This is a genomic window from Limnohabitans sp. Rim8 (assembly GCF_945901735.1).
Classification (GTDB): Bacteria; Pseudomonadota; Gammaproteobacteria; order Burkholderiales; family Burkholderiaceae_C; genus Limnohabitans_A.
The window spans coordinates 1-17,565 of record NZ_CAMDLM010000039.1; the positions used below are offsets into that span (position 1 = coordinate 1).

A 17,565-nucleotide genomic window follows, 5' to 3' on the forward strand; every position below is an offset into this window, starting at 1 on the left:
TTGGCCGCCTTGCTGGCCACCGGCATGGACCTGCCCGAAGCCACCAGCGAAGCCCTGCATTACCTGGACCGGTGCCTGGACGAAGGCTTTCGGCCCGGCATGGGCCAGGTCATTCCCGACCGCCTGTTCTGGGCCCTGCCCGAAGGCGAAGAAACCGACGACGATGGCCCTGAAGTGCACCCGGGGGCGGATTATTTTGAAGTGCCTTTCAACGAGACCAAACACTGAGACCCGACATGACCGACCGCAACCAAGCCCTGTTTGACCGCGCCGCCCAAGTGATCCCCGGTGGCGTGAATTCGCCCGTGCGCGCTTTTCGCGCCGTAGGCGGCACGCCTCGCTTTGTGCAGCGTGCCCAAGGCGCCTATTTTTGGGACGCCAACGGCCAAAAATACATCGACTACATCGGCTCCTGGGGCCCCATGATCCTGGGCCATGGCCATCCGGCCGTGCTCGAAGCGGTGCAAAAAGCGGCCCTCGACGGTTTCTCGTTCGGCGCACCCACCGAGCGCGAGATCGAGCTGGCCGAAGAAATCCTCAAGCATGTACCGTCCATGGAAATGGTGCGCTTGGTCAGTTCAGGCACAGAAGCGGGCATGAGCGCCCTGCGCTTGGCCCGTGGCGCCACCGGTCGCACCAAATTCATCAAGTTTGAAGGCTGCTACCACGGCCATGCCGACGCGCTGCTGGTCAAAGCCGGCTCGGGCCTGGCCACTTTTGGCAACCCCACCAGCGCCGGTGTGCCGCCCGAAGTGGTGCGCGACACCCTGGTGCTGGAATACAACAACGTGCAGCAATTGGAAGAAGCCTTTGCCCTCCACGGCAAGGAACTGGCCTGCGTGATGATCGAGCCCATCGCGGGCAACATGAACTTTGTGCGCGCCAGCGTGCCCTTCATGACACGCTGCCGCGAGCTGTGCACCGAGCACGGTGCTTTGCTGGTGTTTGACGAAGTCATGTCCGGTTTCCGCGTGGCTTTGGGCAGCGCCCAAAGCGTTTACGCCAAAGTCATTCCCGGCTTCAAGCCCGACATGACGGTGCTGGGCAAGGTGATTGGCGGCGGCATGCCGCTGGCCGCTTTTGGCGGGCCACGCGAGATCATGCGCCAGTTGGCCCCCACCGGCCCGGTGTACCAAGCGGGCACGCTGAGTGGCAACCCGGTGGCCACCGCTTGCGGCTTGGCCACGCTGCGCGAGATCGCCAAACCCGGTTTTTTTGAAGCGCTGAGCGCCCGCACCCAAAGTCTGGTCGACGGCCTCAAAGGCGCTGCAGCCAGCGCGGGCGTGCCCTTCAGCGCCGACTGCCAAGGCGGCATGTTCGGCTTTTTCTTGCTGCCCGAGTTGGCGCAAAATTACGCCCAGGTCATGACCAGCGACAGCCCCAAATTCAACAAGCTGTTCCACGGTTTGCTGGACGGTGGCGTCTACATCGCCCCCGCTTTATACGAGGCCGGTTTTGTGAGTGCCGCGCACACCGAAGCCGACATCGCCGAGACGGTGCGGGTGGCGGCTGAAGTGTTCAAAACCCTTTGAGACTGGCCATGAAACACCTGACTTGTGTGGTGTATGTTGGCTTGGCCCTTGTTGGCATGCCTGCCCACGCCGAATTCGATGCCAGCCGCCTGTGGGTGAACGCCGGGTTTTACTCGGCGCACTTTGACACCGACAAACGTCTGCGCAATGCCAACCCAGGTGTCGGCTTTGAATACGCCTTCGGTGAGGACTGGAGCGCCACCGCTGGGCGTTTCATCAACAGCGACAACGCCCACTCCAGCTACCTCGGCGTCTATTACCAACCTTGGCGCGTGGGCTCGGTCAAGCTGGGTGCGGTGGCAGGGGCCTTCAATGGCTATCCCAAAGCTTTTGACGGCGGTTGGTTTCCAGCCGTCATTCCCACCGCCACCCTGGAAGGCCAGCACTGGGGCCTTAACGTGGCCTTGGTGCCGCCCCTCAAAGACCGGCTCTATGGCGCAGTGAGCTTTCAGCTCAAGTACCGCTTTCGTTGACCGAAGACGCATGGAGCCCCCCCCGATGAACCCGTCACGCTGCCCACTGAACACCTTGCTGGGCGCCAGCCTTTTGAGGCTGGCAACGGCCCCTTTGGTCTGGGCGCAAACTGCGGCCAGCGCAACGCCGCTCAGTCTGTGGGCAGCACCAGGCAGCGCTTGAGCCCAAAGCGCTCAAAGTCACGGTCAAACGTGACCATGCGAAGGCCCGACGCTTCGGCCGTTGCGGCATAACACAGGTCTGTCCAAAGGCGACTGGGCAAGGGCGCAGAGGCACTCCCGATCAAGCGAACCAAGGCATCGACAAAACCTGGTGTTTCGGGCAAAAAAGACACCTGGGGTGTGTCCAACCACTTGCGGTAAACGTCCAGCGCTTGGTCAAGCGTCATGACATCAGGGCCCATCAAACGGGGCTGCACCAGCAAGCGCACCAAGCCCATCATGGTGCCACGACTGAACCACAAAGGTGTGCCACTTTCGCACGCCGACTGCCAATAACGCGATGCCACTGCGTGGAACTCGTGCGATCGGTAAGACAAGATCAACCAGGCATTCACGTCCAGAAAATCTCCCGAGGACAAACGCCAGCTGGGCGTTGCCTCAGCGACGCGCCATGAATTGGATGGCTCGCTCATCGTCGTCCTCGTTCATGATTTCATACAAAGCGGCATTGCTCATGAAATGCACTGGCCTTGCCGCTGGATCGGTTGAACCAAATACGGGCCTGGCTTCAAACCGCTTTTGCGGGTCCACCACCTCGCGGGCGGTCAAGCCCCGCTCCACCAACTCAATGACCAGGTCGCGCAAGGTCCGGCCCTCTTGGGCGGCCCGGGTTTTGAGGTGCTTGAACAGCGCGTCGGGAAAATCAAGTGAAGTACGCATGTCTGCATTTTTGCATGAATGCATGAAAATGCGCAAGATCGCCGATCCAAGGCCAAAAGCTCGCCAGGCAAAACAGCGATAATCCGCCCCTGCATTCACGTCCGGACCGGGCGCTTGCCCAGCCCCTAGGACCCCCCCATGAAAAAGAATTTTCCCTTGCAAACCGAAGGCAAGCACCCCGACCGCGTGCTCGAAGCCGTCAAGCACGACATCCGCAAATACTTCAAGCGCGAGCGCAACCGCGACGTGCCCAAGGGCGTGGACTTTTGGGACTTTGACTGCAAAGTGGGTCTGAACGCCGACAGCGCCGAAGTGGTGCGGGTGAGCGGCGTGATCGAAGCCGTGGACGCAGCGGCCAAGTCGGGGGCGGCTTCGGTGTATGTGGAAATTTTGAGCAAGCACGGTGTGCGCGTGCTTCGCAACCACCCGGACACTGGCGGCCTAGACATGGGCGACGACCTGGCTGATCCGCACTGAGCCCAAGCCCCTCCGACGGCCAGCCATGACTGGCCACCGTTTGACCCTCAAGCCCTGCTGAACAGCCGCTCAATCGTTCCCCTCATCCACTGCTGGTCGGCATCTTGGTCGGTGCTGGCATGCCAAACCAGATTCACTTCATAGGCTGGGGCCTCTTCAATCGTCCACATTTGCAGCTGCAAGCGCTGACTCAGGTCGCGGGCGTACATCTCGGGGACGATGCACAGCAAATCGGTGTTCTGCGCCAGCACCGCAATGGCCCCAAAGTGCCGGGGCCTGACGAGGATGCGGTCTTGCAGCTTCATGGCTGTCAGCATTTTTTCAACGCTGCCGTGAAAAGTGGCCGTTGGCGACACCACCACAAAATGCGCTTGCGCCAACTGCGTCAGGCTCAACGTCTTTCCGCGTCCAAGGGGTGTGGGTGACCCGTCTTGGGAAGAAATGGCCATATAGCGCTCTTTGAACAGCAACTGGCTGCGAATGCCCCGGTGCTGCGGCTTCAAAATGCCAATCGCCATGTCGATGTCTCGTGCCTCCAACGCAGACGCAACCTGCGCCGCATCCACTGAAATATTGGACAAAGAAGCCTGAGGCGCTTCGCTGCGCAAGGCGGCCGCCAGACCCGGCAAAAACAAAATTTCACCCAAATCAGACAAGGACAAACGCCAATGGCGGTGACTGCTTTGGGCGCTGAAAGGCTGGTGGTTGAGCACCAGACTTTCCATGGCCAGCAACTGCGACTGCATGGCCGGTGCCAGTTGCTCGCACAGCCGCGTGGGCTGCAAACCAGCGGGTGAGCGCACAAACAACTCGTCGCCAAAGAACTCACGCAATCGGGCCAAGGCGTTGCTGGTGGCAGGTTGCGACAAGGCCAGTGCCTTGCCTGCGGAAGTGACAGATCGGGTGCGGTGGATGGCCACCAGCACCCGCAAAAGGTTCAGGTCGAGTTGTCGGAAATTCATGCTGACCCCATGGCTCAAACGAATAAGGGTTGCTACCAATTATTCACAACATCAATGTACACCATTGGAAGAATCCATTTGCACACCCCCGATGACTGCCTTACATTGAAATCCATTCAATGGGTCACTGAGGGGTTAAAACCCCGTGAAAGGTTTTGGGCATGGCTGAACGCTCATTTGTGCAAGAGGTCCAAAAACTGCGCTTGGGCGATGGCGACGAATTCCACGGCGAGGGCATTCTGGCCGTCACCAAGGCCTTGCTGCAGTCGGGCGTGTCGTATGTGGCCGGTTACCAAGGTGCGCCGATCTCGCACCTGATGGATGTGCTGACCGACGCCAACGACATCTTGCAAGAGTTGGGGGTGCATTTCGAGCACAGCGCCTCAGAGGCCACCGCAGCCGCCACCTTGGCCGCATCGGTCAATTACCCACTGCGCGGCGCGGTCACCTTCAAATCCACGGTGGGCACCAATGTGGCGTCGGACGCGCTGGCCAATCTGGCCTCGGGCGGGGTCACCGGCGGCGCCATGTTGATCGTGGGTGAGGATTACGGCGAAGGCTCGAGCATCATGCAAGAGCGCTCGCATGCTTTTGCCATGAAGTCGCAGGTCTGGTTGATCGACCCGCGCCCCAACCTGCCCAGCATCGTGCATGCGGTGGAAAAAGGCTTCGAGCTGTCCGAGGCCAGCAACACGCCGGTCATGCTGGAGTTGCGCATCCGCGCCTGCCATGTGCATGGCCGCTTTCCCACCCGCGACAACGTGCGGCCCAACTTCACCCTGAAAGACGCCATCGAAAACCCCAAGCGCGATGTCAACCGCATCGTGCTGCCGCCCGCCAGCTATTTGCACGAACAAGAAAAAACCCACACGCGCTGGCCCGCTGCGGTCAAGTTCATTCAGGAACACCAGCTCAACGAATTCTTTTCAGAAGACGCGCAAGACTTTGGCATCGTGCTGCAAGGCGGCCTGTACAACGGTGTGGTGCGCGCACTGCAACTGCTCGGCTTGGCCGACGACTTCGGCAAGACCGATGTTCCGCTGTATGTGCTTAACATCACCTACCCCTTGGTCGACGATGAATTCAAGCGCTTTTGCATGGGCAAGCGCGGCCTGCTGGTGGTGGAAGAAGGCCAGCCCGACTTCATCGAGCAAAACATCCACAGCATCTTGCACAAAGCGGGTCTGAACACCCACATCCACGGCAAAGACGTGCTGCCCATGGGCGGCGAATACACCGGCGGGGTGGTGCTGAAAGGCATTCGGGCATTCATCGCGCAATACGCGGCGCACCTGCTGCCTGCATCACTGCCCGCAGTTCAGCTAAGCAACGCGCTGGCGATCAGCGAAGCGGTGGCCCAAGTGCACCCGCGCCCACCGTCGTTTTGCACCGGTTGCCCCGAACGGCCCATCTTCACGGCCATCAAGATGATCGAGAAAGAGCTGGGCCAGCACCATGTGAGTTGCGACATCGGCTGCCACCTGTTTTCGATCCTGCCGCCTTTCAACATCGGCGCCACCACCATGGGCTATGGCCTGGGTTGGGCGGGTGCCTCGGCCTTCAACACCAGCGAGACGAGCAAGCGCACCGTCTCGATCATGGGCGACGGCGGTTTCTGGCACAACGGCCTGACCAGCGGCGTGGGCAACGCGGTATTCAACCAGTCCGACAACTTGTTGCTGGTGGTGGACAACGGTTATTCGGCCGCCACGGGTGGGCAAGACGTGCTGTCGTCCAAGGCCATCAACCCAATCCGCAACACCAACAACCCGATTGAAAAGGCCGTGCGTGGCGTGGGCGTGGAATGGGTCAAGACCGTCACCAACACCTACAGTCTGGACCAAATGCGCCAGGCCCTGCGCGACGCCCTGACCACCAAGCAACAAGGCCCCAAGGTCATCGTGGCGCAAAGCGAGTGCATGCTCAATCGGCAAAGGCGCGTGAAACCGCTGATTCGCCAGCGCATCCAAAAAGGCGAGCGCGTGGTGCGCGAGCGCTTTGGGATTGACCCCGACACCTGCACCGGCGACCACTCCTGCATTCGCCTGTCGGGTTGCCCCTCGCTCAGCATCAAACCCAACCCCGACCCGCTGCGCCAAGACCCGGTGGCGGCCGTGGCCGACAGCTGTGTGGGCTGCGGCCTGTGCGGCGAGGTCGCACACGCTGCGAAGCTTTGCCCCTCGTTTTACCGGGCCGAAATCATCAACAACCCCAACGCCTGGGACCGCTTCAAGCAAGGCCTGCGCGAACGTGTGATCGGCTGGTTGCAAAACCGCATTGAACGTCGCCTGGAAGGCATTGCCGCATGACCGACACCGCCCCAACCTCAAGCATCATCAGCTTGGCCATTTTGGCCATGGGCGGTGAAGGCGGCGGCGTGCTGGCCGACTGGCTGGTCGACCTGGCTGAACAGAACGGCCATTGGGCCCAGACCACCTCGGTGCCCGGCGTGGCGCAGCGCACCGGTGCCACCATCTATTACATCGAGATGTACCCCCAGTCGGCATCGCCTTCGGGGCAAATGCCCGTGATGGCGCTCAGCCCGTTTCCGGGGGAGGTCGACATCGTGCTGGCCTCCGAATTGATGGAGGCCGGTCGCGCCCTGCAACGCGGGCTGGTCGACCCGCACAAAACCACCTTCATCGCGTCTTCGCATCGGGTCTATTCCATGACCGAGCGCACCGCCATGGGCGATGGGCGTGTGGACGAAGCCAAGCTGTTGGCGGGAGCGCAGGCTGCTGCACGGCAGTTCATCAGCGCCGACTTTGCCCAACTGGCCGAGCAAACCGGCAGCCTGATTGCACCCGCTTTGTATGGCGCACTGGCGGCCAGCCAGCGCCTGCCGTTTTCAAGGGACCAATTCGAAGCCACCATCGAGCGCAGTGGTGTGGGCGTCAAGACCAGCCTCAAGGCTTTTGCCGCCGGCTTTGATGCGGCTATGCAGGTGCTGCAACCCGTCACATCCAGCGTGGCCGATGCCACCCCCGTGGCTTTGCCTTTGCACCGCCAAGTCGGCCCCAAGTTGCAGGCCCTGGCGCAAAGTCTGGAAGGTGCGTTCGCCCCAGCGGCGCACGAGGTCATCGCCTCGGGTTTGACGCGGATGGCCGATTACCAGGATGTGGCTTATGCCACGCTGTATGCCCGGCGTTTACAAGAGATGGCTGGTGCGCTGGCCTCGTCAAACGCGGCCACCAGCCTGGTCGAAGAAATCCTGCGTGAAGGCGCTCGGCACCTGGCCCTGTGGATGTCTTATGAAGACACGGTGCGTGTGGCCGATCTGAAAACGCGCCGCTCACGTTTTGCACGCGTCAGCCAGGAAGTGAGTCTGAGCGAGAAACAGCTGATCGACATCCACGAGTTCATGCACCCGCGCCTGGAAGAAATTGCCGACACCCTGCCTGCGGGCTTGGGCCGCTGGTTGCTGGGCTCAAGGGCAGCCCGCGCCGTGGTCGGCCGTTTCACGCAAAAAGGCCGCGTGGTGCAAACCAGCTCCTTGCGCGGATTTCTGCTGCTGTATGGCGTGGCCAGCCTGCGCCGCATCAGGCCGGTGTCTTTGCGTTACCAAACCGAGCAGCAACGCATCGAAGCCTGGTGGGCGCAAGCCCTGCAGCTGTTGCCCCAGCATGCCGATCTGGCCCTGGAGGTGCTGCGCGGCCAGCAGCTGGTCAAAGGTTATGGCGACACCCATGCACGGGGCTGGCGGCATTTTGAAAAAATCATGACCACTTTGCCTCGCCTGCAGCAATTGCCCGATGCGGCCAACCGCCTGAGCGCCTTGCGCAAAGCCGCCTTGGCCGACGACAGTGGCCAGGCGCTCGATCAGGCCATGCAGCAACTGGCACCTGCGTGACCCCTGCCCATTGGAAAACAGGACTACCCTACAAATTCCCTATCGACCCGCAACCACAAAAGGAGACAACACCATGAAAAGACGTTTACTCACCCAGGCCACGGCATTGGTTTTGGCGCTCGGCGCCAGCTCGGCCACACTGGCGCAAGAAGTCACTTTGCGCCTGATCAGCGGTTTTGCCGAAAACGGCATCTACGTGCAACGCCTGCAGCCGTGGATCAACAAGGTCAACGCCGAGGGCAAAGGGGTTTTGCAAATCAACTTCATCGGCGGGCCCCGCGCCATTCCGTCGTTTGAGCTGGGCAACGCGGTCAAGACTGGCGTGGTCGACATGGCGCTCAACACCGGCGCTTTTTACACCAACGTGATGCCCGAGGCCGACTTCCTGAAGTTGACGCAGATCCCTGTGGCCGAGCAGCGCAAGAACGGCGCTTTTGATGCGATCAACAAGGTCTGGAATGAAAAAGGCAACATGCAGTACTTGGCGCGCATGGTAGAGAACCAGCCCTTCCACATCTACACCAACAAGAAGGTTGACAAGCCTGACTTGGCGGGTCAAAAAATCCGCATCACACCGGTTTACCGTGACTTCTTTCAGGCCCTGAACGCCAGCGTGATCACCACGCCACCCGGCGAGGTCTACACCGCCTTGGAGCGCGGTGTGGTGGACGGTTATGGCTGGCCCATTGGCGGCATTTTTGACTTCAACTGGCACGAGAAAACCAAGTTCCGCATCGACCCGGGCTTCTACGATGCCGAGGTCTCGCTGATCATGAACCTGCCGGCCTACAAAAAGCTCACCGACACGCAGCGCAACTACTTGCAAAAGCACTTGCTGGCGCTGGAAGCCGAGAACACTTTCTGGGCGCGTTATGGGGCCGAAGAAACCGCCCGTCAGACCAAAGCAGGCATCCAGACCATCAGCTTTGATGCCGCCACCAGCAAGGCCTTCCGCGACAAGGCTTACGACATCGGCTGGGCCAGTGCCACCAAGCAAAGCCCTGAAGTGGCTGCGCGCTTCAAGGCCCTGTTCTCCAAATGATGCAAGCGCTGTCTGAGCGCTTTGGCCGGTGGCTGTCGGGTCTTGCCCTGTTCGGCTGCCTACTGCTGCTGGCCATGATGCTCATCATCGTGGCCGATGTGGCGCTGCGCAACCTGGCCATCCCGGGCATGCCGATGGGGCTGTCCTGGAGCAACGAGGTGTCTGAGCTGATGCTGTACTTGATCACCATGTGCGTGGCCCCTTGGCTGCTGCGCCAGGGCCAGCACATCCGAGTGGACATTTTTCTGCAAGCCATTCCACCGCGCGCCGCCTGGGCGCTGGAATGGGTGGGCGATGTGCTGGGACTGTTGTGCTGTTGGGTGCTGGCCTGGTATGGCGCGCAAGCCACTTGGGCCAGTTATGCGGCAGGGTCTTTGAGCATCAAGACCCTGGTCACGCCCGAGTGGTGGTCGCTGGCACCTTTGCCATTGGTGTTTGTGCTGCTGTCCATCGAGATGGTGTTTCGCATGCACCGGCTGCTGCATGCCGAGCGCGGTCCGCGACAGGATGCCGTGAGCGCAGCTTGAATCTGTTCCAAATGCTTTTAATTTTCTCGTCAGGAGTCTGCACATGAGCAGTTGGCCCATCGCAGCCTGGTTGATGTTGGGCGGCTCCACCTTGCTGCTGTTCATGGGCATGCCCGTGGCCCTGACTTTTTTGGGCGTCAACATCATCGGCGCCGTGCTTTACATGGGTGGCGAGCCCGGTTTGGTGCAGCTGGTGCGCAACAGCGTGAGTTCGGTCACGGCCTTTGCGCTCACGCCCATACCGTTGTTTGTGCTGATGGGCGAGATTTTGTTCCACACCGGTTTGGCCGTGAAGGTGATCGACGGGGTCGAGCGTTTGATCGTTCGCGTGCCTGGGCGCTTGGCGGTGGTCGCGGTGGTGGCGGGCACGGTGTTTTCGGCCATCTCGGGTTCCACGATTGCCACCACGGCCATGCTGGGTGCCCTGATGCTGCCTGTGATGCTGGCACGCGGCTACCACCCCACCATGGCCACAGGTCCGATCATGGCCATTGGCGCGGTGGACATGCTGATCCCGCCTTCGGCCCTGACAGTTTTGCTGGGTTCGCTTTCGGGCATCTCGATTTCCAAGCTGCTGCTGGGCGGTGTGGTTCCCGGGCTGCTGTTGTCGGTGGCGTTTGTGGCTTGGATCATTGTGCGGGTGCGCATCAGCCCCCACTTGGCCCCAACCGACACGGATGCCGTTGAACACCACGGCTGGGACCGCTGGCAACCGCTGTTTGCCTACGTTTTGCCCACCTTGTCGATTTTTGGTGTGGTGGTGGGCGCCTTGGCAGCGGGTTGGGCCACGCCCACCGAGTGCGCGGCGCTCGGTGCCTTTGCCACCATGCTGCTGGCCGCGCTGTACCGCGCCCTGCGCTGGGAAGCGGTGCTCAAGGCGCTCAAGGGCACGGCGGGCATCTCCGGCATGATTTTGTTCATCATTTTGGGGGCCACCACCTTTGCGCAGATTTTGTCTTTTTCGGGTGCCAGCTCAGGTTTGGTGCAGCTCATCACCGATCAAGGATTGACTGCCAACCAGATTCTGATCGGCATGATGGTGTTTCTGATTTTTCTGGGCATTTTTGTCGACCAGGTCAGCATGATGATGATCACCCTGCCCATCTTCATGCCCATCGTGAACGCCCTGGGCATCGACCCGGTGTGGTTTGGTGTGCTCTTCCTCATCTGCATGCAAATGGGTCTGCTTTTGCCGCCCCATGGCTTGTTGCTCATGACCATGCGCGGCGTGGCCCCACCCTCGGTCACCATGACGCACATTTTTCTGGCGGTCACGCCTTATTTGGCGATGAGCGTGTTGCTGCTGGTGGCCGTCTTCCTGGTGCCGGGCATCGCCACCTGGTTGCCCAGTTGGATGGGTTAAGACCCGTCTTTTGCAGCCGCCGCACGCAACTTGTCTTTCTTGCTCAGCCGTGAACCCTTGATGCCGCCATTGCCGGGCGACGGCGGTGGCGGGGTTTCGGTTTGCTCAAAACCTGGGATTTGCTCTAAAGCGAGTTCCAGGCTCTCGCGTTTCTGGATCAACTGCCAATGCGCCAGCGCTGCGGCCGTGACAAAGCTCAGCGCGTCACCGTGCGCACCCGCCCTGCCCGTGCGGCCGATGCGGTGGGTGTAGTCGGTGGCCGAGCGCGGCAGGTCGTAGTTGACCACCACGGGCAGCATGGCGATGTCGATGCCGCGCGAGGCCAGATCGGTGGTCACCACCACGTCCCAACGGCCAGCCTTGAATTCACTCAACACCTCTTGCCTTGCACCTTGGCTCATTTCCCCATGAAAAGGCGTGGCAAACACGCCCGATCTGTAGAGCTTGTTCGCCACATGCTCGCAGGCATAGCGCGTGGCCACAAACACCAGCACCTGCTTCCAGCCGTTTTCGGTGATCAAGTGGCGCAGCAAGGCGGTGCGGCTTTTTTCATCCACGCTGATGGCGCGTTGCGTGATGTCGGGCTTGTGGTCTTCAAAAGCTTCCACCGTGATGCGCACCGGGGCGCGCAGCAGCTTGGCCGCCAGCGCCTCCACCTCGGGTGCAAACGTGGCCGAGAACAGCAGGGTCTGACGCTGGGCGGGCAACAGCGCCAGCATGCGCTGCAGCTCGTCGGCAAAGCCCAAATCCAGCAGGCGGTCGGCTTCGTCCAGCACCAAATGCTGCACATCGGCCAAGCGCAAAGCGTTCTGGTCAATCAAATCGAGCAAACGGCCCGGCGTGGCCACCACGATGTCGGCACCGCCACGCAGCGCCATCATTTGCGGGTTGACCGACACGCCACCAAACACGGTGTTCACCTTCAATGATTGCGGCAGCTTGTACGCCAAGTTGGCCAACACTTCGCCCACTTGTACTGCCAGTTCGCGCGTGGGCACCAGCACCAGGGTGCGCACCGGACGGCGGAAGTTGGTCTGGCGCGGCGCAGCCGTCAAGTGCTGCAACAAAGGCAGCGCAAAAGCCAGCGTCTTGCCAGAGCCGGTGGGCGCGGTGGCCCACACATCGGCCGACTTCAAGATGGCCGCAATCGCTTCGGCTTGGATGGGGGTGGGGGCGTACAAGCCCATGTCACCCACGGCACGCAAAAGTGCCGGGGTCAAGCCAAGTTGGTCAAAGTTCAAAATGGTCCGATCAATGACGGAAGTGCCGCACACCCGTGAACACCATGGCCACGCCACGTTCGTTGGCCGCGTCAATCACTTCTTGGTCACGCATGGAACCACCGGGCTGGGCCACGCAGGTGGCTCCCGCGTCCACCACCACATCGAGGCCGTCGCGAAAAGGGAAGAAGGCGTCGCTCGCCACCACCGTGTGTTGCAGGCTGAGTTGGGCGGCTTCGGCCTTGATGCTGGCGATGCGAGCAGAGTCGAGGCGGCTCATTTGGCCAGCGCCCACGCCCCGGGTCTGTCCGTTTTTGCAGAACACGATGGCGTTGGATTTGACGAACTTGGCCACTTTCCAGGCGAACAACAAATCGTTAAGCTCTTCAGGCGTGGGTTGTTTGACGGTGACGATCTTCAAGTCGGCCAAAGCCAACTCGTGGTTGTCCGCGCTTTGCAACAAGAGGCCTGAGCCCACGCGCTTGGTCTCCAAAGCGTTGCGCACGTCGCCGTAGCTGGCGGGCAAGGCGATTTTCATCAAGCGCACATTCACTTTGCTTTTGAACACCTCGAGCGCTTCGGCGCTGAAGTCGGGGGCCATGAGCACTTCCACAAATTGCTTGCTCACGGCCTCAGCCGCGGCTTTGTCCACCGGACGGTTGAAGGCGATGATGCCGCCAAACGCGCTGGTGGGGTCGGTTTGGAAGGCTTTGCTGTAGGCCTCGAGTGCGGTCGCGCCCACGGCCACGCCGCAGGGGTTGGCGTGTTTGACAATGACGCACGCGGCGAACTGTGAAGGGTCGCCGTTGGCTCCCGTGTCGAAACTCTTGACGCACTCCCACGCCGCATCGGCGTCGGCGATATTGTTGTAGCTCAGTTCTTTGCCTTGCAGCTGCACGCCAGTGGCGAGGGACCCAGCAGCGGGTGCGAGGTCGCGGTACCAGGCGGCTTGCTGGTGGCTGTTTTCGCCGTAACGCAGGTCTTGCACTTTGACATATTGCGCGTTGAATTGGCCTGAGAACTGGGCACGCTCGGGCACGTAGGTTTCGCTCAGTTTCTCGGCTTCGAAGTTCACGCTGGAGAGGTAGTTGCTGATCGCGCCGTCGTATTGGCTGATGCGGTTGAACGCAGCCACCGACAGTGCAAAGCGCAGTTTGTCGCTCAGCTTCCCGCTGGCCTTCAACTCGGCCATCACAGCGGGGTATTGGCTGGCGTCGGTGACGATGCCCACGTCTTGCCAGTTCTTGGCTGCAGAGCGCACCATGGCGGGGCCACCGATGTCGATGTTTTCAATGGCGTCGGCCAGCGTACAGCCGGGCTTGGCCACGGTGGCTTCAAACGGGTACAGATTGACGATGAGCAGATCGATGGTGTCGATGCCATGCGCCTGCAAAGCGGCCATGTGCTTGGGCGTGTCGCGACGCGCCAGCAAGCCGCCGTGCACTTTGGGGTGCAGGGTCTTGACGCGGCCGTCCAGCATTTCCGGGAAACCGGTGACTTCGGCCACCTCGGTCACAGGCAGGCCTTGTTCGGCCAGCAATTTGGCGGTGCCGCCGGTGGATATCAGGCCCACGCCCAGGGCGTGAAGTTCTTTGGCCAGATTGACGATGCCGGTTTTGTCAGAGACGGAAATTAGGGCGCGCATGAGAAACTTTCTTCAACAGTGTGCAGGACTGGGCCGGGGTCCAGGTCGGATCAAGGGTTCTGGCCAAGTCAGCCAATAGGGGTAAAAACGACCCCGCACGGGTCCGCTGGACCTGGGCGCAGTGCGGGTGTCATTTCAGGAGATCGTGCTCCAACAATTTTTTGCGCAAGGTATTGCGGTTCAAGCCCAGCCATTGGGCAGCGCGCGACTGGTTTTGGCCCGACTGGCTCATCACCACATCCAGCAAGGGTTTTTCGACCAGCTTGACCAGCATGTCATAGAGGCCTGTGGGGTCGGTCCCGTCCAGGTCGCGGAAATAGATTTCCAGGTTGTCTCGGATGCAGTTTTCAATGGATTGGGGATCGCTCATGGCGTGGTCTCTAATTCGGGGCAGGCCTCAAGGCGCAGGGGCAAGCGCTCCATCATGTCGGCCAGGCCGTCCAGATAGGCGGCCACGGCGGCCAGTTGTTGCGCTGCAGTCTCCAGGGTGTTCATGTGCTCTCGAAAATCGTCGCCGCCAGGCAGCGTTCGCACATACCAGCCGATGTGCTTGCGCGCCGAGCGAACACCGGTGTATTCGCCATACAGGCTGTAATGGTCTTGCAGGTGCTCGAGCAGGGCGCGGCGCACTTCGACCACCAGCGGCGGGGCCAGGTGCGTGCCCGTGGCCAAAAAGTGGGCGGTCTCGCGGAAGATCCAGGGTCTGCCTTGTGCGGCGCGACCGACCATCACGGCGTCTGCCCCGGTGAACTTCAGTACATCGCGGGCTTTTTCCGGCGAATCGATGTCGCCATTGGCCACCACCGGGATGTTCAGAGCCGCCTTGACGGCGGCCACGGTGTCGTATTCGGCCAAGCCTTTGTAGCCTTGCTCACGGGTACGGCCGTGCACGGTGACCATTTGGACCCCCGCGCTTTCCGCAGCGCGGGCCAGGCTCAGGGCGTTCTTTTCGGCATCGCACCAGCCGGTACGCATTTTCAAAGTGACGGGCACACCGTGGGGCAAGGCCGCCTCGACCACGGCGCTGATGATCTGAAGCGCCAGGGGCTCGTCTTGCATGAGGGCAGAACCCGCCCATTTGTTGCAGACTTTTTTGGCAGGGCAGCCCATGTTGATGTCGATGATCTGCGCGCCCCGGTCGATGTTGTACCGCGTGGCATCGGCCATCATTTGCGCCTCGGTACCGGCGATCTGAACTGCGATCGGGCCAGGTTCACCGTCATGGTTGGCACGGCGGGAGGTCTTGAGTGAAGCCCACAGGTCGGGCCGTGAGGTCACCATCTCGCTGACGGCATAACCCGCGCCAAACTGCCTGCAAAGCTGGCGAAACGGCCGGTCTGTCACCCCCGCCATGGGAGCGACAAACACGTTATTCGGCAAAAAAAAGGAGCCAATGTGCATGTCAGGCAAAAGAGGGGTTGAGGCGAGCTTGGACCCGGAGGAGGAACGATTGTAGTTGCTCAATATTTCAGTACATGACTTGGCCGCACGTGAGCGCTTCGGTGGAGCAGGTGCACAAGCTCTTGTAGCATGGCCATCGGCGGTTCTCGGTTGACAACGCTCAAGATGCTGATTCCACGAGCTTGCGGCAAGCCGGATCAAGCTGATCAGGCGGGTGTGCGCTGCAGCCACTTGCCGATCAAATCCAGGATTTGTCGGCGGATGAAGGGCTTGGTGAGGTAGTCGTCCATGCCAGCGGCCAGGCAATTGGCTTTGTCATCGGTCAAGGCGTTGGCCGTCAGCGCCAAAATAGGTTTACGCGCTTGCCCCATGGACAGTTCTCGGGCACGGATCTGGCGCGTCGCGGTAATGCCGTCCAGCTCAGGCATTTGCACATCCATCAGCACAATATCGTGCGGCTCGCACGCGCTCATGGCCACCGCTTCAACACCATTGCGTGCTTGCAAAACTTGGCAACCCGCATTGCGCAGCATGGTGACCAATATTTCACGGTTCACGTCGTTGTCTTCGGCGACGAGCACCGTACAAGCCAAGACCAGTGGCAGGTCAGATGCGTTGGCGTTTTTATTGGCCGGCATGTCTTTGAGCAGCGCGCCACACACCTCAAACCAAAAGCTGGAGCCTTGGCCAGGCTCGCTGCTGAACCCCACCTGCCCCCCCATGAGCGTGGCCAACTGCTGCGAAATGACCAAACCCAAGCCACTGCCGCCATATCGCCTGGCCATGGAGACATCTGCCTGAGCAAAGGCATTGAACAGGCGTTGCCCCTCTTGTGCGCTGATGCCGATACCTGTATCGCGCACAGTGCAGCGCACACGTGCTTTGCCGTCCGCTTGGAGGTCACAGTTCAGGCTCACGCTGATTTGCCCATACTGGGTGAACTTGACCGCATTCGAGATCAGGTTGCTGGTGATCTGGATGAAGCGGTGTGGGTCCCCCACCAGCATCCATGGAGCTGTTTCGGCAGAAGGCAAAAGCACCAGCTTCAGGCCTTTGTCTTGCGCATTGCTTGCAAACAAGGCGCACACCTGGCGCACGGCGTGCTCTGGACTGAAGGGAATTTTCTCAAGGTGCAACATGCCCGCCTCGATCTTGGAAAAGTCGAGGATGTCGTTGATCAGGTGCATCAGCGTGGAAGAAGACGTCGTGATCATGCTGATGAGTTTTTTTTGTTGTTCGGTCGGTTCTGTGAAGTCCAGCAACTCAGAAACCCCAATCAAGCCATTGAGCGGGGTTCGAATTTCATGGCTCATGTTGGCCAAGAACTGACTCTTTGCCTGGTTGGCGGCATCGGCCTGTTCTTTGGCCAACAGCAACTCAGCCGTTCGGGCTTGCACCTCCGTCTCCAGTTGCTGGCTGTATTGGCCCAACGCTCTGTCTTTTTGCTCAATCTGGTCCAGCATGTTGTTGAAACCGGCCACAAGTTCACCGATTTCGTCTTTGCTACGGCGCTCGGCGCGTTGACTGAAGTCGTGCACGGTGGTGATGCGGCGCATGACGCCAGCCAAATCCAGCACAGGGTGGATGATCACCGAAATCAATTGCCCTATGAACTGGCGCACCAAGGCATAGGCCAGCCACATGGCCAGTGCGGCCACCATCAAATTGATGGCGATACCCCACCAAAATGAGTCCAATCGGGTCTGCACCACCACGAAACCGATTTTTTCGCCGTCTTGCACGATAGGCATACCGATCGCGAAACGGTTCCAACTGAGTTTTGAACTTGTTTGTCCCAACAGTAAGGTGCTTGGCGGTACAGGGTCATTCAAACCGTCTGTGCGCATCGGGTAGTGGGCAAACATCGGCGTACCCGGTGCACTGGTGTAAATGTCCACCGTTTCCACTTTTTGGATGTGGCGGAAAATTTCCAACTGTTTTTGAGCGCCTGCGCGGTCGTCAAAACTCAGCGCAGCAGCGTTGCTTTCGGCCGCCAACTCGGCCAAGCTTTTGGCTTCTGCTTGGGTGGCATACAAGGTTTGCGAGGCTTGCCACAAGGTGATCACTAAAAAAAACAGCAAGAGCACACACCAAATGCCCAGCGCCAGAATTTGGTTGAGCTTTTCCCTCAGCGGTGCGTCTTGCAGTTTTTCCCGACGCCAATTTACAAACGGCAACATAGTCAAACGGG

16 protein-coding genes and 1 pseudogene are annotated in these 17,565 nt (G+C 60.4%); 9 read left to right on the plus strand and 8 right to left on the minus strand.

The window, feature by feature from the left end; all coding sequences use genetic code 11:
- From Q0O99_RS15390 to Q0O99_RS15400, 3 genes and pseudogenes are all read left to right on the plus strand, one after another.
- Window positions 1-228: pseudogene (locus Q0O99_RS15390) on the plus strand (hydroxymethylpyrimidine/phosphomethylpyrimidine kinase); the annotation flags it as partial.
- A gap of 8 nt (window positions 229-236) precedes the next feature.
- Window positions 237-1,532, plus strand: coding sequence for a glutamate-1-semialdehyde 2,1-aminomutase (hemL, locus tag Q0O99_RS15395; RefSeq protein ID WP_293752858.1), 1,296 nt, complete (start codon window positions 237-239; stop codon window positions 1,530-1,532).
- Between the two features lie 8 nt (window positions 1,533-1,540).
- A complete protein-coding gene (locus tag Q0O99_RS15400) occupies window positions 1,541-2,005 on the plus strand; it encodes a hypothetical protein (protein ID WP_293752859.1) in 465 nt (154 codons plus the stop codon).
- Between the two features lie 131 nt (window positions 2,006-2,136).
- On the opposite strand, the gene Q0O99_RS15405 is transcribed toward Q0O99_RS15400, so the two are convergent.
- Both Q0O99_RS15405 and Q0O99_RS15410 read right to left on the minus strand, forming a co-directional pair.
- Window positions 2,137-2,640, minus strand: a complete 504-nt coding sequence (locus Q0O99_RS15405) for a TA system VapC family ribonuclease toxin (protein WP_293752860.1) — start codon at window positions 2,638-2,640, stop codon at window positions 2,137-2,139.
- Window positions 2,606-2,887 (minus strand): hypothetical protein, encoded by a 282-nt coding sequence (locus Q0O99_RS15410; RefSeq protein WP_293752861.1) that lies wholly within the window; start codon window positions 2,885-2,887, stop codon window positions 2,606-2,608. Before Q0O99_RS15410 ends, Q0O99_RS15405 begins: the two co-directional genes overlap by 35 nt.
- Window positions 2,888-3,025: 138 nt before the next feature.
- Here Q0O99_RS15410 and Q0O99_RS15415 point away from each other — a divergent pair, with 138 nt between their 5' ends.
- Window positions 3,026-3,364 (plus strand): DUF6172 family protein, encoded by a 339-nt coding sequence (locus tag Q0O99_RS15415; protein WP_293752862.1) that lies wholly within the window; start codon window positions 3,026-3,028, stop codon window positions 3,362-3,364.
- Window positions 3,365-3,411: 47 nt separating this feature from the next.
- Here the strand turns inward: Q0O99_RS15415 and Q0O99_RS15420 are convergent, their stop codons facing one another.
- Window positions 3,412-4,326: a LysR family transcriptional regulator gene (locus Q0O99_RS15420; RefSeq protein WP_293752863.1), complete on the minus strand. Its 915-nt coding sequence runs from the start codon at window positions 4,324-4,326 to the stop codon at window positions 3,412-3,414.
- 161 nt (window positions 4,327-4,487) lie between these two features.
- Here Q0O99_RS15420 and Q0O99_RS15425 point away from each other — a divergent pair, with 161 nt between their 5' ends.
- From Q0O99_RS15425 to Q0O99_RS15445, 5 genes are all read left to right on the plus strand, one after another.
- The gene (locus tag Q0O99_RS15425; protein ID WP_293752864.1) at window positions 4,488-6,635 is read left to right on the plus strand and encodes an indolepyruvate ferredoxin oxidoreductase subunit alpha; all 2,148 of its coding nucleotides are present in this window, start codon (window positions 4,488-4,490) and stop codon (window positions 6,633-6,635) included.
- Window positions 6,632-8,176, plus strand: a complete 1,545-nt coding sequence (locus Q0O99_RS15430; RefSeq protein ID WP_293752865.1) for an indolepyruvate oxidoreductase subunit beta family protein — start codon at window positions 6,632-6,634, stop codon at window positions 8,174-8,176. Before Q0O99_RS15425 ends, Q0O99_RS15430 begins: the two co-directional genes overlap by 4 nt.
- Window positions 8,177-8,249: 73 nt before the next feature.
- Complete coding sequence (gene dctP, locus Q0O99_RS15435) at window positions 8,250-9,218, plus strand: TRAP transporter substrate-binding protein DctP (RefSeq protein ID WP_293752866.1); 969 nt, start codon at window positions 8,250-8,252, stop codon at window positions 9,216-9,218.
- Window positions 9,215-9,745 carry a TRAP transporter small permease gene (locus tag Q0O99_RS15440; protein ID WP_293752867.1) on the plus strand — a complete coding sequence of 177 codons (531 nt, stop codon included), beginning with the start codon at window positions 9,215-9,217 and terminating at the stop codon, window positions 9,743-9,745. The genes dctP and Q0O99_RS15440 overlap by 4 nt, the downstream gene beginning before the upstream one ends.
- A 43-nt stretch (window positions 9,746-9,788) precedes the next feature.
- Window positions 9,789-11,108, plus strand: coding sequence for a TRAP transporter large permease subunit (locus tag Q0O99_RS15445; protein WP_293752868.1), 1,320 nt, complete (start codon window positions 9,789-9,791; stop codon window positions 11,106-11,108).
- On the opposite strand, the gene Q0O99_RS15450 is transcribed toward Q0O99_RS15445, so the two are convergent.
- The 5 genes from Q0O99_RS15450 to Q0O99_RS15470 form a co-directional block, all read right to left on the minus strand.
- Window positions 11,105-12,349 (minus strand): DEAD/DEAH box helicase, encoded by a 1,245-nt coding sequence (locus tag Q0O99_RS15450; protein WP_293752869.1) that lies wholly within the window; start codon window positions 12,347-12,349, stop codon window positions 11,105-11,107. The genes Q0O99_RS15445 and Q0O99_RS15450 overlap by 4 nt on opposite strands.
- 10 nt (window positions 12,350-12,359) lie before the next feature.
- Window positions 12,360-13,973 (minus strand): bifunctional phosphoribosylaminoimidazolecarboxamide formyltransferase/IMP cyclohydrolase, encoded by a 1,614-nt coding sequence (gene purH / locus Q0O99_RS15455; RefSeq protein ID WP_293752870.1) that lies wholly within the window; start codon window positions 13,971-13,973, stop codon window positions 12,360-12,362.
- 130 nt (window positions 13,974-14,103) lie between these two features.
- On the minus strand, window positions 14,104-14,343 hold the full coding sequence (locus Q0O99_RS15460; protein WP_293752871.1) for a Fis family transcriptional regulator: 240 nt from the start codon (window positions 14,341-14,343) through the stop codon (window positions 14,104-14,106).
- A complete protein-coding gene (dusB, locus tag Q0O99_RS15465; RefSeq protein WP_293752872.1) occupies window positions 14,340-15,374 on the minus strand; it encodes a tRNA dihydrouridine synthase DusB in 1,035 nt (344 codons plus the stop codon). Before dusB ends, Q0O99_RS15460 begins: the two co-directional genes overlap by 4 nt.
- Window positions 15,375-15,580: 206 nt before the next feature.
- Window positions 15,581-17,554, minus strand: coding sequence for an ATP-binding protein (locus Q0O99_RS15470; RefSeq protein ID WP_293752873.1), 1,974 nt, complete (start codon window positions 17,552-17,554; stop codon window positions 15,581-15,583).
- Window positions 17,555-17,565 lie beyond the last annotated feature (11 nt).